9 protein-coding genes and 1 pseudogene are annotated in these 15314 nt (G+C 44.9%); 4 read left to right on the plus strand and 6 right to left on the minus strand.

The features are described from left to right. Positions 1 to 378 precede the first annotated feature (378 nt). Both HGO26_RS19750 and HGO26_RS19755 read right to left on the minus strand, forming a co-directional pair. Positions 379 to 1083 carry a DUF2057 domain-containing protein gene (locus HGO26_RS19750; protein ID WP_168827377.1) on the minus strand — a complete coding sequence of 235 codons (705 nt, stop codon included), beginning with the start codon at positions 1081 to 1083 and terminating at the stop codon, positions 379 to 381. Positions 1084 to 1290: 207 nt separating this feature from the next. Beyond that, entirely contained in the window at positions 1291 to 3336 is a 2046-nt protein-coding gene (locus HGO26_RS19755; RefSeq protein ID WP_168827378.1) for a bifunctional 2',3'-cyclic-nucleotide 2'-phosphodiesterase/3'-nucleotidase, read from the minus strand. 707 nt (positions 3337 to 4043) lie between these two features. On the opposite strand from HGO26_RS19755, the gene HGO26_RS19760 reads away from it, so the two are divergent. Further along, positions 4044 to 6188 carry a M3 family metallopeptidase gene (locus HGO26_RS19760; RefSeq protein WP_168827381.1) on the plus strand — a complete coding sequence of 715 codons (2145 nt, stop codon included), beginning with the start codon at positions 4044 to 4046 and terminating at the stop codon, positions 6186 to 6188. 214 nt (positions 6189 to 6402) lie between these two features. Here the strand turns inward: HGO26_RS19760 and HGO26_RS19765 are convergent, their stop codons facing one another. The 3 genes from HGO26_RS19765 to HGO26_RS19775 form a co-directional block, all read right to left on the minus strand. Further along, positions 6403 to 6786, minus strand: a complete 384-nt coding sequence (locus tag HGO26_RS19765) for a GCN5 family acetyltransferase (protein WP_168827383.1) — start codon at positions 6784 to 6786, stop codon at positions 6403 to 6405. Between the two features lie 54 nt (positions 6787 to 6840). Next, a complete protein-coding gene (locus HGO26_RS19770; protein ID WP_168827474.1) occupies positions 6841 to 7236 on the minus strand; it encodes a GNAT family N-acetyltransferase in 396 nt (131 codons plus the stop codon). Between the two features lie 276 nt (positions 7237 to 7512). Then, positions 7513 to 9726, minus strand: coding sequence for a M3 family metallopeptidase (locus HGO26_RS19775; RefSeq protein ID WP_168827385.1), 2214 nt, complete (start codon positions 9724 to 9726; stop codon positions 7513 to 7515). A 241-nt stretch (positions 9727 to 9967) separates the two neighbouring features. On the opposite strand from HGO26_RS19775, the pseudogene HGO26_RS19780 reads away from it, so the two are divergent. Both HGO26_RS19780 and HGO26_RS19785 read left to right on the plus strand, forming a co-directional pair. Beyond that, a pseudogene (locus tag HGO26_RS19780) lies at positions 9968 to 10180 on the plus strand (dipeptidase); the annotation flags it as partial. Positions 10181 to 10577: 397 nt separating this feature from the next. Continuing rightward, positions 10578 to 11453 carry a DUF5677 domain-containing protein gene (locus HGO26_RS19785; RefSeq protein WP_168827387.1) on the plus strand — a complete coding sequence of 292 codons (876 nt, stop codon included), beginning with the start codon at positions 10578 to 10580 and terminating at the stop codon, positions 11451 to 11453. A gap of 620 nt (positions 11454 to 12073) precedes the next feature. On the opposite strand, the gene ggt is transcribed toward HGO26_RS19785, so the two are convergent. Next, the gene (gene ggt, locus HGO26_RS19790; protein ID WP_168827389.1) at positions 12074 to 13813 is read right to left on the minus strand and encodes a gamma-glutamyltransferase; all 1740 of its coding nucleotides are present in this window, start codon (positions 13811 to 13813) and stop codon (positions 12074 to 12076) included. 108 nt (positions 13814 to 13921) lie between these two features. Between ggt and HGO26_RS19795 the strand changes: the two genes are divergently transcribed. Beyond that, entirely contained in the window at positions 13922 to 15298 is a 1377-nt protein-coding gene (locus HGO26_RS19795) for a GNAT family N-acetyltransferase (protein ID WP_168827391.1), read from the plus strand. The last annotated feature ends 16 nt before the right edge of the window (positions 15299 to 15314 follow it).

Below are 15314 nucleotides of genomic sequence, written 5' to 3' on the forward strand. Positions count from 1 at the left end.
CCGTATTTATAGCGCGATGATTTCACCCCCATGTGAGAGTAGGTCATCGCCAAGCGCCTAATTATCTCATTGAGATGCAACGAAGCCAGCTGAATAAGCTGGCTTTTTTGCGTCTGCAATTTGCACGTTTTAGTATTTTTGAAAGGGCTTTATTGGTTAGGACATTGATAGGCTTAAATTACATTAAGCTGTGAAGTGGTAATGGGTTTACTGAACGCTTTCTTAATGAGCTTAAGTTTTACTAAGTTCTAATTCTAAGAACTGTAATAGAGCCGCCAGTTCATAGTGACACTAAGCTGGCGGTCTGAAATAGATAGCTGAAGCAATGTTGATGGTTAGAGGACAAATACTCTCTTCAACGCTTGCGTGCTTTATGGGTCACTCTTTGTTGATTTTAGCTTTGAAGCTGGCTTTGGTATTGTCGTTAGCTTGTTTGTACCAGTAATCCAGCATTTGACTGATTTCAGCTTGGCTAGGTGTCGTCGCTGGAGTGATTTGCTGAGCCTTATCATTGTTCGCTGTGGCTGCTGATGTTTGGTGTATTTGCGGCTGGCTTGCCAATACTGGTGCAATGGCGTCGCTTGCTTGCGTTGTTGCGGTATTCATAGTGAGATTTAATGAAGCCGGATGATTGCTAAGGTTGTACTGCAGTATCTCGTGTTCGAAATCCCGTCCCAGTTGAATGCCATTCTTAATCAATTTATCACTGGTAAAACCCACTGCTTCATCTTGAGCATTTAATAGTGTCAGCTTAGGTGACTCATCAAATTTCTTTGCATCTCTGGCTGAGTTGATGGCGGGAAGTGTCAGCGTGAGTGTTTGTGCTGACGCATCAAAACGGACGATGAGCACGTCGGAGAGATAATGCACTGAGTCAGCTTGTTGTCGATATTGCGCGGCATAACGGAAGGCAATCTGATTGGTCCCATCGGCTAAAACGAGATCGCCACTCTTTACGGCTGGCTTGGCATTGACCGTTAACACTTCAGCATTTTTAGGCAGATTGAGATGAACATTGGCCGTTGCTGGCTGCACAGTCCCCAGCACTAATGCCGTGGCACATAAGATTGATTGATATTTCATAAGCTTTCTCTGTTGTTGCGAGGACGCCGCTAAATAATAAGGCAGATATTTGGCGACACAAAGCAGGTTTAACCTTTAGTGTGGAGCATGATGAACTAAATGGCGACACGCCGTTTATAGATCGCAGATTAGCGTTAATTTAATCTGTAGGGAATAAAAAAGGCTCACGAGGAGCCTTTTTGAGCATGATATTTCGGGATTGAACGCTTATTTGGTTAGGTTGATGCTATAAACGGCGAAACCCAGTTCATCCTTACCGATCTTCTTCATTTCACGTTGTTTATTGGCTTCGATAAAGGCAGCGGCTTTGTCACTGTCTTGGGTTTCGAAGCGAATGTCTAATGTGACGTTGGTAGTGATGGTTTTGAAATCCCAGTTGTAATCGGCACTTGGATTGACCATAGCTTCGTACTTGCCTGTGGTTTCGTTGTACTGAGATTGCGCTGTGATATAAGCAGCTAGTGCTTCACGGTTAGTATCGGGCAGTTCAAGCACCACATGGTCGCTACCCGTACCAGCAAACTTACCCCCAAAGGCGCGGTAGTTATTTGAGGTAACGATAAACTCTTTCGCGGCAAATTCTTCACCTGTGATGACTTTGCCGTTTTCGTCTTTATAGCTTAAATCAACGATACGGTTTGCGTTGGCATTAACGACGGCGCAATCGCGGTCAAACTTGCTTGGTTGGGTCACATCAATTTTATAGGTTAAGCCATCCAGTACGTCGAAGTTGTAGGTTGGATGACCATCCCAATTGATTAAACCTTGTGGAGTGGTTTTTGCAGGGTCAATTTGATTGAACTGGTTCGCTGAGCACTCGAGCCAATCTTTCAATTCGGCGCCCGTCGCTTTGACTGCCACCATAGTATTGGGATACAGGTACAGATCGGCGGCGTTTTTAAAGGTCAGTGGGCCTTTATCAACTTGCACAAATTGATCGGCATCACTGGTTGTACCGTGGCGACCGCCCGCTTTAAAGGGTGCGGAGGCTGATAGCACTGGCAGACCTTTTAATGCTGCAGGTAATTTCGCTTTCACGTTAGCGATTTGCGCATCGGAAACGATTTGTACCGTAGGGTCGTCCTGCACTAAGGTAAGGAAGCTGTACATGTCGGCTGCGGCAACGCCGATAGGTTCATCCACAAAGGCGAGGGTGCCTTGGTGCTCGGCTGCGACTGCATCTTTAATTGCGGGATCTTGGCTAACTAACTCTTCCTTAGTTGCACCATTATATATGGGGCGAGCTTGCGTTTTGGCACTAAGGACATGCCATTTGCCATCTCTACGTTCAAGTTTAAAGTCAACAACCCCTAAGTTATCACCCCAACGACCTGGCATCACTGCGGGGACGCCGTTCAGTAGGCCTTTAGTGACGTCGGTATTGGGTAAGTCGGCATACTTAGCATCAGGGAAGATAGAGTGGCTGTGGCCGAATAGAATCGCATTGATACCATCAACATAAGTCAAAGCGTAAGTGGCGTTTTCAGCCATAGGATCGCCAGGATTTTCCGTTGAACCAATACCAGAGTGAGGAATGGCGATAATGATATCGGCCCCTTTTGCTTTCATTTCGGGGACATATTTTTTCGCGGTTTCAATAATATCTTCGACCGTCACTTTACCCGTCAGATTTTGTTTATCCCACAATAGAATTTGCGGTGGCACAAAACCAATATAACCAATGTTAATGGTTTGATTATTACCTTCATTGTCGATAATATTTTTTTGTTTGATGATATAAGGGGTGAATAAATGCTCACCTTTTTTAACCTCATTCCAGCAACCATTATCGTCGGCGCAATAAACGTTTGAGTTGATATAAGGGAAATCTGCACCACTAATGGATTTATTTAAGAAATCTAAACCATAGTTAAATTCATGGTTACCGATATTACCGACTTCATAATCTAATAGGTTCATGGCTTTATAGGCTGGATGAATATCACCCATTTGCAGGCCAACTTTAGCCATGTAATCGCCCATTGGGCTGCCTTGTAGTAGATCGCCGTTGTCGACGAGTACGCTGTTTTTGGCTTCGTTGCGTGCAGCGTGGATTAAGCTTGCAGTACGGGCTAGACCGATAGTTGGGTCATTTTTGCCACTGTAGTAGTTGAAATCCATGATATTTGTGTGCAGATCTGTGGTTTCGAGTACCCGTAAATCGGCTTGAACGACTTTGTCGTCATCAGAATTACAGGCGCTGGCACCAAGGGCGGCAGTGATCATCACTGCGAGTATTTTCTTATTTAACATAGTTATCTCTATTTATATTTATTTGACCCCAATGCATGTTCCGTAAAAGAACATGCCCATCATCCCGTTAATTCGGCGTAATTTAACTGTTAGGTTAATTTGCTGCTAAGTTAACGAGCGGGAATTATAAAGACATTTGATGATCTGAATGTGACATTAATCGGAGAAAAGCTGTTTCAAATTGTGACTCAAGGTTTGCTTGCCTAAATAGTGAGCCGTTTAGCCTGTTTATTTGTTACATCAATGTTTAAATAATTACAGTAAACAGTTTATTAAGAAGAATTAATATTTGTTATTGGAATGGCATTTTATTTGCTCAGCCCCTTGTCTATGTCGGGGATATTTGACGTAAAACTTCAGTAGAATTGTTTTAAATAATTCTTTTACATCAAATTTTAGCCAATGTTGATCACTTATGCGCGCATGTCTCTTGGCTTGATTGAGGTGAGTTAGGTTTAGCGTAGCGTTGGCATAGGCTTATTTAGACGGGTAATACACATAAAGTGATACAAATAAGCTGCGCTCTGGGCGGGTAAAACTTGGCTGAAATGCGCGTAACTTGTTAAGGTAGTTCATCGAAATTGACGTACGAAGCTACAGAAGTTCGTTAAAACAGACTGTTGTAAACCGAAAGCCAAAATCCATTTGCGCGCACCTTTCACCTTAAAAATACAATCGAAAGGGCAGCAACATCCAAGGGAGTTAATATGCGTAAGTCCGTTATTACCACAGCCGTAGCTGCGGCATTGTTACTTGGCGCTTGTTCAGACAAGCCTGATGTAAGCACCAATGAAGCCAAAAATGCCGTTGCGACTCAATCCGCCGTCAAAGCCGAAACAACTAATGTGCTGCTGAGCAAGAGTCTACTGCAAGATCAAGCGCCGCAATTTAATCTTATTCAGTCCGCAGATTATGCTCCCGCCTTCGAGCAGGGCATTAAAGCTCACGATGCAGAAATCGCTGCGATTGTGAATAACAAACAGGCGGCTAGTTTTGACAATACCATTCTCGCCATGGAAACCTCAGGTGAATTGTTAACGCGCGTATCGCGTACCTTCTTTAATCTCGCAGGTCTGATTTCTGATGATAATTTTCAGAAAACCGAAGCGGATCTTGCACCTAAGCTATCTGCCCATCGCGATAATATTTATCTCGATCCAACGTTATTTGCCCGTGTTGAAGCGGTATATCAACAAAAAAGCAGCTTAAATGCGGAAGATCAGCGTTTAGTTGAATACTATTATGAGCAGTTTGTTCGCGCTGGCGCGAAATTGTCGGCTGAAGATAAAGCTAAAATGCGCGACTTTAACGCCGAGCTTGCAACCTTAGCGACGGACTTTTCACAAAACAGCTTAAAATCATTTAAAGATGATGTGATTGTTGTGACCGATAAAACCCAGTTAGCCGGTTTATCTGACAGCGAAATCGCCACCTTAGCCGCAGCGGCCAAAGCTGCTGGAAAAGAGGGCTATTTGATTACCTTAGTGAACACGACTCGCCAACCTGTGCTTTCTAGTCTGAGCAACCGTGAACTTCGCCAAAAAGTGTGGGAAACCTCGGCGCACAGAGCTGTTGCAACTAATGGCCCATTGATTGTTAAAATGGCGCAAATTCGGGCTAAAAAAGCCAATTTACTGGGGTTCGATACTTGGGCATCCTATGCGGTTGCCGATCAAATGGCGAAAACCCCAGCCGCTGTGTATGAAATCCTTGACGATTTAGCACCAAAAGCCTTAGCACGTGCCAAAGTGGAAGCGGCTGATATTCAAGCTGAAATCAAAAAGGCGGGCGGTGATTTCGAACTGCAACCTTGGGATTGGGCTTATTACGCCGACAAAGTGCGTAAAGAGAAATACGATCTCGACGAAAGCAGTATCAAGCCTTATTTCGAGTTTAATACTGTACTGAAAGACGGGCTGTTTTTCGCTATGCATAAATTGTATGGCATCAGCTTAAAACCGCGTACCGATTTACCTGTGTGGCATTCCGATGTTTTAGCCTTTGAAGTCTTTGATAAAGATAACAGTTCTATTGGCTTATTCTACCTAGACCCGTATGCCCGTGAAGGCAAAGGCGGCGGCGCGTGGATGGATGAGTTCGTCACCCAAAGCGGTCTGCTCGGCACTAAGCCCGTAGTCTATAACGCGCTTAATATTCCTAAGCCAGCCGATGGCCCAACGCTAATGACCTTCGATGAAGTGACCACTCTGTTCCATGAATTTGGCCATGCAATACACGGTTTATTCTCGCAGGTGAAATACCCAAGCGTGGCTGGCACATCAACCGCACGTGACTTTGTTGAGTTCCCATCACAGGTTAACGAAGATTGGAATATCGACCCTGCTGTGATTGCTAACTATGCCAAACACTACAAAACGGGTGAGCCAATTCCTAAGGCGCTGCTTGATAAAATCTTAGCGGCAAATAAGTTTGGCCAAGGTTTTGATACCGTTGAGTACCTGTCAGCGGCCTTGTTAGATATGGAATGGCACTCTATCAGCGCCGACACTCAAATTAGCGATGTAGAGAAGTTTGAGCACCAAGTGCTAGCTAAACACGGCCTCGATTTTGCGCCAATACCACCCCGTTATAAGTCGAGCTACTTTAGCCATGCCTTCTCCGGTGGTTATTCCGCAGGTTATTACGCGTATTTGTGGACCGAAGTGTTTGCCGCCGATGCCTTTGCCTATATGGGTGAGCAAGGTGGCTTAAAAGCCGATAATGGTGACAAATTCCGTAAGGAAGTCTTATCTAAAGGTAACAGTGAAGATCTCATGCAAGATTATATTCATTTTACTGGTAAAAAACCGACAACAGAGGCACTGTTAAAGCGCCGCGGTTTAGTCGATTAATTGATTAATGGTAAAAAGATAAAGGCTTGTTAGGGAAACCTAACAAGCCTTTTTTTATTGATGTTGGGGCGGATTTATTAACCATTTTTTGTTTCAAGACAGGAAGTTTAGAGGACGAAAAATCTACAGGTAACGCTCCTAATCACAGCTCCAAAATAGTTTGTTGAAATGTTGTCGAAAGACAGTCTTAAACTATTTTTTATTGATTAAATTGTTATGTTTGATTGTCGCTTATAAAGTTAGCAATAGTGTCCTCCTTACGTTGACTCTCTAATAGCCACTCAACCCTCCATTCTGTTAGGCGTTCACCTGTTTTATGAATGAATTTTCCTGCTTCTGGTTCATCAATCCATTCAAGCTGTTTAACAAGTACTAAAGGCGCTTCAGACCCGTCAGTTTCATTCGAAAATTCAAGAGCCTCATTATAAGTATGAAATGCGTAATAGTAGATTTCACCATCAAATTCATCTGGAGCACCTTGCCAAGGGCGGCACCAAACACGATATTCTAAGACTTGATCATAGAAATAACCGCCGCCTGATTTTGTTTCCGCCGGATACTCTCCAATCCTATTCTCATCGATTGAATCAGGATACATCTACAATCCCTCAATGGAATATAACGCCAGATGCAACAGCGGATAAGGTTTACCCTATCCATCAACGGGTGAGCGACCCGTTACTGAAAAACCAATATGCTGGTAAAAACCTAATGCTTGCTGATTCTGCTCATTAACATCAACCTTTGTGGCTCCCAGTTCTTTAATGGCATGTGTCGCTAGCATGGAACCAATACCTTTTCCGCGCGCGTCAGGTGAGATGAACAGCATTTCAATATTGCCATCATGTATCCCGCAGAATCCGAGTATTTCTCCATTGTCATTTTTAGCGCACTTTAAGTGAACGGCGTCAAAATATTGTTCGAGGATCAACGGCTTTAATTCCTGTAGATCTTCTTCTGCTAAAAAGTCATGGGTTGCTCTCACCGATGCTTCCCAAATATTGAGCAGACTAAGATGATCTGCTTTTTCTACCATCTCAATATTCATCATATAACTCTATTGAAAATTTAATGCCGCCTAAGTGGCGAATAATAGTGGGTTAACATGTGAAGCGGGAACGTACCATTATTACTAATCCGCATTTAAGAAGTTTAGGCGTAAGTTCCGTAACATCTTTTTCCCAAGATGTTAGCTGCCAAGCTGTACTCTGTCATCTTGACCTTTCTCGCTATTTCCCTATTTAGTATCAGTAAAATAAAAACAGGGAGTATTCGCTCCCTGTTTATGATATTTAAAACTTCAATTTAGAGGGATGATGTTATGTTACTCGGCCAGTAATCCGCGGCTACGCAGTAGCGGCTCGATACCGGCTTCTTTACCGCGGAATTTTTTATACATCAGCATAGGATCATCGCTGCCGCCTTTCGAAAGGATATTGTTACGGAAGGAGTCCGCAGTGGCCTTGTCGAAAATGCCGTTTTCTTTAAAGGCTTCGAAAGCATCCGCACCTAAAATATCCGACCAGAGGTAGCTGTAGTAGCCTGCTGAATAACCGCCTGCGAAAATATGCGAGAAGTAAGTGCTGCGATAGCGTGGGCTAATTTCCTCAATCAGTCCCATTGCCGCTAACGAGTCCGCCTCAAACTTGGCCGCATCCTTTGGCGTTGTGTCGGTCAGTGTGTGCCAATCTAAATCGAGTTTAGTGGCCGCCATGTATTCAACGGTAGAAAAACCTTGGTTGAACTTACTGGCCGCTTGGATTTTCTGCACTAGCTCCTGCGGGATCACTTCGCCGGTTTTGTAGTGCTTGGCAAATTGTGCTAACACTTCTGGCTGAGTCATCCAGTTTTCATTCACTTGCGATGGGAACTCAACGTAATCGCGAGGTACGGCGGTGCCGCCTTGTGAGCGATATTCGACGTTCGATAACATGCCGTGTAGTGCGTGGCCAAATTCGTGGAATAGGGTACTGGCTTCATCGAAGGTCAGCAACGCTGGCTCATTACCCGCTGGGCGAGGGTAGTTTAATACGTTGACAATAATAGGTTTAGAATCAACGCCATTCATATGGTATTGCTTGCGGAAGGAGTTCATCCAAGCGCCGCCACGTTTGCTGTCACGGGTGAAATAGTCACCCATAAAGATGGCCATCAGTTTGCCGTCTTTATCGTAAACTTCCCAAGTACGAACTTCTGCATTGTATTTGGGCAAGTCGGTGCGTTCTTTAAAGGTTAAACCGTACAAACGGTTAGCCGTGTAGAACACGCCTTTTAATGTACTGTCGAGGGAGAAATACGGGCGCGTTTGTTGCTCGTTAAAGCTGTACTTAGCGACACGGATTTTGTCGGCGTAGTAATCCCAGTCCCACGCTTGCAGCTTAAAATTGCCACCTTGAGCGTCAATCATAGCTTGCATATCAGCCACTTCGTTTTTGGCTTGGGCTAATGCCGCTGGCCATACTTTATTGAGTAAACCGTAGACGTTTTCTGGTGTTTTAGCTGTGCGTTCTTCTAACACGAAATCTGCATGGGTTTTATAGCCCATCAGTTGAGCACGTTCAGCACGCAGGGCAGCAATCTTAGCGAGGATAATCTTGTTATCGTTGGCGTTATTGTTGTTACCGCGCTCGATATAGCCTTTGTAGAGTTTTTCACGTAACTGGCGATTATCGGCATAGGTTAAAAAAGGCGTGATAGAAGGGCGAGAGGTGGTAAATACCCACTTGCCTTCGTGGCCACGTTTTTTGGCGGTTTCAAAGGCAGTGGCAATCACATCTGCGGGCAAACCCGCGAGATCGGCTTTACTATCAACCACTAATTCGAATGCATTGGTTTCGGCTAATAGATTGTCACCAAAGGTTAAATTGAGTTTGCCGATCTCTTCGTTCAGCGCGCGCAGTTTGGTTTTATCTGGCTCGCTTAAGTTCGCGCCGCCACGGGTGAAAGATTTATAGGTATCTTCCAGTAATTTGGCTTGGGCTGTGCTGAGCTTCAGGTTGTCTTTTGCGTCGTGGACGGCTTTAACTTTTTGAAACAGTTTGTCATTAAGCAAAATATCGTCTTCGGCGGACGATAACATAGGCGACACTTCTTTCGAGAGTGCTTGCAATGCTTCATTCGTATCCGCGCCCGTCAGGTTAAAGAAGACGTTAGAAACGCGCGTCACTAGATCGCCAGAAAACTCCATGGCTTCAATCGTATTGGCGAAGGTGGGTTTGGCTTTATTATCAACAATTGCTTGAATTTGTTCGTGTTGTTGAGCAATTCCCGCTTTAAATGCGGGGAGAAAATGCTCAGACTTGATTTTATCGAAGGCCGGAATTTCCATAAAAGTATCATAGGGTTTAAAGAATGGATTCGTCGCATTCTGGCTGATAATTTGCGCTGACACGGCATTTGGCGCCGCACTTGCTTGAACACTGGCATCGGGTTGTTGTGTGCTACAGGCGCCCAAAGTTAAGGCTAAAGCGATAGCACTTAGCGTGAGCTTAGCAGTGCGTGGCGTGAGGGCTTGCGGTTTGAGGGTTAGTCCCTTCATTATTTGTTCCCCGTTAGGTTGATATTGTTATGGATGTTTGCATGATGATGGCCTTGGATTTCAAGAAAAAATTGAAGTCTACGTGCGGCTAAAACCATTAAATTAAGCTTAATGTGACTGTTTAACATGTATCGGACTAGGGGTTCCATCGATTTTGTGTTTAGTTTGTAACAAATGTTTTGTTTCAGGCTTTTAAGCAAAAAATGATGGCAAACTGGGCGAGGATATTATCGCGTCTCAGGCACGTTTTTTTGGCTTAGTCGGCCCTAAACCCATTGCAATTGGCGGCTCAACGAACAGTAAATTATTCCACATTGCTTTAAGTTTTGCCCAAGCGATGCTGGGCGTGGAATACACAGGCCATACCGAAAAAGAGTTCATCGCCCATAAGCAATTTATGCTGAACCTAAAAATGTACACCGCAGCATTTATCGAGCTATCGGCGGTGAAATAGTGCTCTTTGTTAAAGTTATTTTGGGATGACACAAAAGTGTAGGGAGCAATAAACTGTTCTGAGTATTAAAGGTTCATACGGAAACGGCGGTTAAATCTTAGAGTGAGTTATATCGTCAGTTGTGCTGGATGAATTGTCATTGTTTCCCCAGTGACTCGCCGTAAATATATCCATATAGGCTCGACGGCGGCATCCATGCCGCCAACGGTCACTGTTGCAACAATGCCAATCCTCACTGACCCTTTCGCTGTTCGTTTAGCTAAAAAGCCTATGCCCCATTCCTTCTTACCCTATTGTTGACTTTCATTTAGCTAACCCGCCATTTGACCAACTTTTACTAATGCATGTAATGTGACTACTGCATTGAGAGAACATTACCAAACAGGACCGAATTCGCTTGGACGAAATAGAAAAAATCATAAGTCGATACGACGAAGTATATGTTGGCGACAGTTTAAGAACGCTAGAAGACATAAATAGATTTACGGGTACTTTCGTAAAGGATGTGGCCGAGATTTATGATTGCATTACAAGGGTTCGAAACATCGAGCGTAATCCTACTGGCTTCAACTTAGAAGATGCTCCTATTTTGGGGTTACTAACGAGGATCTGGAAGCTACTCAAGGAAGTTGTATTCTACTACGAACAGGATAATGCAGAAATTATAAGTATTTTAGAAAGGCCGCTAATCGAAGCAGCAGTAACTGCCGAATATTTGTTATTAAGTGAACCTGATGTAGTTGAGGATTACAGAAAGTGCTCATACAAAGACAGATTGAGAATACTTCGTGAGTTAAAAGAAGGCTCTAGATTTTTTGAGACCAAGGCGGGAAAACGGCTTCTGAAGTCAGTTCAAGAAAAAATGGACTTGGAAGGCTTCACGGAAGAGGACTTCAAGGTACAGAAGAAAAATCGATGGAAGCTTCAAGGGAAGAGCTTTTTCGACATATTTAAGGAAATTTCAGACGAGGAGCTATACAAGTACACTTACGGGATGATGTCTGAGTCTATTCATGGTTCTTGGAACGAGTCTATGGACTGGTGTCTTCAAAAGAATGAGGATGAAACATTCTCTGTATACCCTTTTTATCATCCAGCCGACATAAGATATATCTGCCCCACACTCAAATTTTGCAATGAGTCATACAGGCTATGGTTGAGACGGATTGATTGTGAAGACGAGAATATGACTAATATTCTCGACTGGATTGAAAGAGTTAACAATAGAGTATTTATGATATTTGACCAGAAGTATGACGGTCCAAATTGCTAGCTTCGAAGCTAAAGAGTTCTACCCCTCTGGCTGCTTATGGCGTTTCTATCAACTGGAACAGTTGGTACTTTGTGGCACAAAAATGTCCAAAAGCGTGCTGCGTAACGCTTTTAAATCTACAGATTACGCGAATGCTCGAAAGGTGTGCCATGGTGATTGGCGAGACGACCGTCCGCCCCATGGATGGGGCGGTCGAGCATCCAAGGACGGACTCGCTGCGTGTCGGTGAGTGAATGCCATGGCAAGCCTATATGAATGGATACCAGCCAAGGCTAAGATCCCAATAACTGACATTACAGTTTAGCAATGGATTTTGTACATAAGTGCTTTAGGTCTCAGTAGATACTTCATGACTCACCTGTCGCTTCATCAAATTAAAAGTTAATGTAAATCAGCATGATAAGGTGTAATTAAAAATAATAAAAAGCCCTGCTTATACAGTGATGTATAGCAGGGCTTTTTGATTGCAAGTTTGTATTCGTTGAGTGAAAGTACAAGCTTTACTCAGGGTTTATGACCTAGACCGAATTAGGTCATAGATCCTTTTATCTCATCCACCTATTTCTCTCACTCATCTCTTTACACTCATCTCTTTCACTAAAATCGGCATCATGGGGATGCTAGTAGCCGATGGCTTCGCTACCCGAGTGGCGTGGATCAGACGCACCAAAAATTCCTTGTTCGGTCACCATGATTGATTGTGTGCTGCCCATAGCGGATTGTACTTTCACTTTGTGGCCTTTGGCTTCGAGTAGGGAAATGGTATCGCGATTAAAGCTGGACTCGACTCGCAATTCATCGGGTTGCCATTGATGGTGAACCCGCGCCGCATTACTGGCTTCGGCAATGTTTAATCCATGATCGATCACATTCATGATGATCTGCAGTGTGGTGGTGATAATGCGCGAACCACCTGGACTGCCAGTGACAAGGAAGGGTTTGCCATCCTTCATCACTATTGTTGGGCTCATTGAGCTGAGTGGGCGCTTATTGCCTTCGACCGCATTGGCATCACCGCCTACTAAACCATAGCCGTTTGGCACGCCGGGTTTGGCAGAGAAATCATCCATCTCGTTATTGAGCAGAATCCCTGTTCCCTTAGCCACTAAACCTGAGCCGTAGCTGAAGTTTAAGGTGTAAGTATTAGAGACTGCATTACCCCATTTATCGACTACCGAGAAGTGAGTGGTTTGATCGCTCTCATAGGGCGCGAGCTTGCCGGGCTTGATTTCAGCGCTCGGTGTAGCCTTATTCATCGCAATTTGGCTGGCGATTTTTTGGGCGTAGTCCTTACTGGTTAAGGCTCTGACGGGCACCTTATAAAAGTCGGGATCGCCTAAGTATTCGCTGCGATCGCTATAGGCGTACTTCATGGTTTCTGCCATCAGATGAATCGTCTGGGCGGTATTGTGGCCGAGTTTATCTATTGGGAATTGCTGCAATACGTTGAGCATTTCTATGATGTGTACACCGCCCGATGATGGCGGTGGCATAGACACAACCTCATAGCCACGGTATTCGCCGCGCACGGGTTCACGTTCCACTACCTTATAATTTTTAAGGTCGTCTAAGGTCATAATGCCGCCAGCGTCTTTCACCGCATTGATGAGCTTAGTGGCGGTTTCTCCTTCGTAGAATCCTTTGGTGCCTTTTTCAGCGATAAGACTTAACGAATGGGCAAGCTCAGGTTGTTTAAGAATATCATCAACTTGATAGTCACTGCCGTCGGCTTTGTAGAAGATAGCTGCTGTTGTTGGCCATTGGGCCATGCGGCGTTTTAGGCCTGCAAGGGATTGGGCAAGATCTGGCGTTATGCTGATACCTTCCTGCGCCATTTTAATCGCGGGCGCAGCGACTTGGGCGAGAGTCATAGTGCCATATTTTTCAAGGGCTAAGCTCATGCCCATCACTGTCCCTGGCACACCCACGGCAAGACCGTGTTCACGGCTCAGTTTTTCAACTGCGTCGCCATTTTCGTCGAGGAAAATGTTTTTCTTGGCTTTAGAAGGGGCCATTTCACGGTAATCGATAGCGATGGTTTTGTTTTCTTTGGCAATATGCACCAGCATAAAACCACCGCCGCCGATATTGCCTGCACGGGGTAAGGTGACTGCCAAACTGAAGGCGACAGCCACGGCGGCGTCAACCGCATTACCGCCTTGCTTTAGGATCTCAACGCCGGTGCGACTGGCGAGAGCTTCTTGGCTTGCGACCATGCCATGCTTAGCCCACACAGGTTGTGCGGTGGCCATCTGGCTGAAAATTGGCGATTCATCGGCAAGCAGACTGGGAGATGATAGTAAGGGAAGCGCCATCGCAATGGCGAGAATAAGAGGTCTAAAAGGTCTTGTTGGACGCATACTCAATCCTGAATTTATTTTAATTATGACTATGCAATGTGCCGAGAATTAGGCTTAATTGCAACCTCGTATACTTGTTCACACCAGTAAAGGACGATAATTTACCCAATGAGACAGCTTATTTTGGCTTTTGCGAGCTCAATGTCGGATATTTCGGCCAGTGCGTGGAATGCTGCCATGGGTGAGGCGAATCCCTTTTGCCGCCATGAGTTTCTGTTGGCACTCGAGCAAAGCCGTTCCGCCTGCACTGCAACTGGTTGGACGCCTCGACATTTATGCGTGTTCGATGCGGGTGACACATTAAATGATGTTGCCAGCAAGGATAAAAACTTGTCGCCTTTGGCTGAAGGAGGGTTTATCAGTGTGCAAACGGCTAAGCACTTCAATCAGTTCCCACTTATTGCCGTCATGCCCTTGTACCAAAAATCCCATTCCTACGGTGAGTATGTGTTCGATTGGGCGTGGGCCGAAGCCTATGAGCGCCATGGGCTCGATTACTATCCCAAATGGGTGAATGCGATCCCTTTTACCCCAGTGCAAGGTCAACGGATGGGCATTCATCCCGCAGTAGAGCGCGCCGAGCAACTGCGCGTGGCGGCATTACTGCTGATGACATTGAATCGCCGACTAATATCAGCGCAGGATAATCTCGTACTTAAGGAAGCTATTCTTAATGGGCCAGAGCAGGGCGACAGCCCGATTTCCTCATGGCACAGCCTGTTTGTTACCCCAACACAAACGCCGTTATTTGAAAGTTTGCCAAATTCGCTGTTAAAACGCTTAGGTACTCAGTTCCACTGGCATAATCGCAGTTATCGGGATTTTAATGATTTTCTGGCGGGCTTTAGTTCCCGTAAGCGTAAAAATATCTTGAAGGAGCGGGCGCAGTTACAGCCTTTTAATCTTAAGTTTCAGTTTGTCGAAGGGGAGCAGATCACCGCTTCGCAATGGCAGACGTTTATCCAATGTTATCAATTAACTTACCTTAAACGCTCCGGTCATCGCGGCTATTTAACGCCAACCTTTTTTCAGCAGTTGGGGGCACAACTCGCTGCGCAAGTCCTACTCTTGGTGGTTGAAGATGCAAAGGGCGAGATGGTCGCTGGCGCCTTGTATTTAAAAGGTGAGAATACCCGAGGGCAGAAATGCTTATATGGTCGTTATTGGGGGACGACGGTTGAGCTCGACGGTTTACATTTTGAGGCCTGTTATTATCAAGGTATTCAATATTGTATTGAACATGAGTTTCAAGTGTTTGATGCGGGCGCACAGGGGGAACATAAGGTGCTGCGTGGCTTTGAACCCGTAGCAATGTATTCCTACCATAACATCGCCCATTTGGGATTTAAGGCGGCGATTGCTGACTTTGTTGAGCAAGAAACACTGCAAATGCAGCAATATATGGCGCAGATGCAGGATGTGTTGCCCTACAAAAAGCGCCTTCATAAAGACCGAGTTAACGGGACTTTATTGGGCTCATTTTAGGTAGATCGGGTTACAT

This window comes from Shewanella oncorhynchi (genome assembly GCF_012584455.1).
GTDB classification, from domain to species: domain Bacteria; phylum Pseudomonadota; class Gammaproteobacteria; order Enterobacterales; family Shewanellaceae; genus Shewanella; species Shewanella oncorhynchi.

Bases quoted from the DNA above. Each gene is read 5' to 3' on its own strand.
- HGO26_RS19755 (WP_168827378.1), bottom strand. From the start codon at position 3,336: ATGTTAAATAAGAAAATACTCGCAGTGATGATCACTGCCGCCCTTGGT.
- HGO26_RS19760 (WP_168827381.1), top strand. From the start codon at position 4,044: ATGCGTAAGTCCGTTATTACCACAGCCGTAGCTGCGGCATTGTTACTT.
- HGO26_RS19750 (WP_168827377.1), bottom strand. From the start codon at position 1,083: ATGAAATATCAATCAATCTTATGTGCCACGGCATTAGTGCTGGGGACT.
- ggt (WP_168827389.1), bottom strand. From the start codon at position 13,813: ATGCGTCCAACAAGACCTTTTAGACCTCTTATTCTCGCCATTGCGATG.
- HGO26_RS19770 (WP_168827474.1), bottom strand. From the start codon at position 7,236: ATGAATATTGAGATGGTAGAAAAAGCAGATCATCTTAGTCTGCTCAAT.
- HGO26_RS19775 (WP_168827385.1), bottom strand. From the start codon at position 9,726: ATGAAGGGACTAACCCTCAAACCGCAAGCCCTCACGCCACGCACTGCT.
- HGO26_RS19795 (WP_168827391.1), top strand. From the start codon at position 13,922: ATGAGACAGCTTATTTTGGCTTTTGCGAGCTCAATGTCGGATATTTCG.
- HGO26_RS19765 (WP_168827383.1), bottom strand. From the start codon at position 6,786: ATGTATCCTGATTCAATCGATGAGAATAGGATTGGAGAGTATCCGGCG.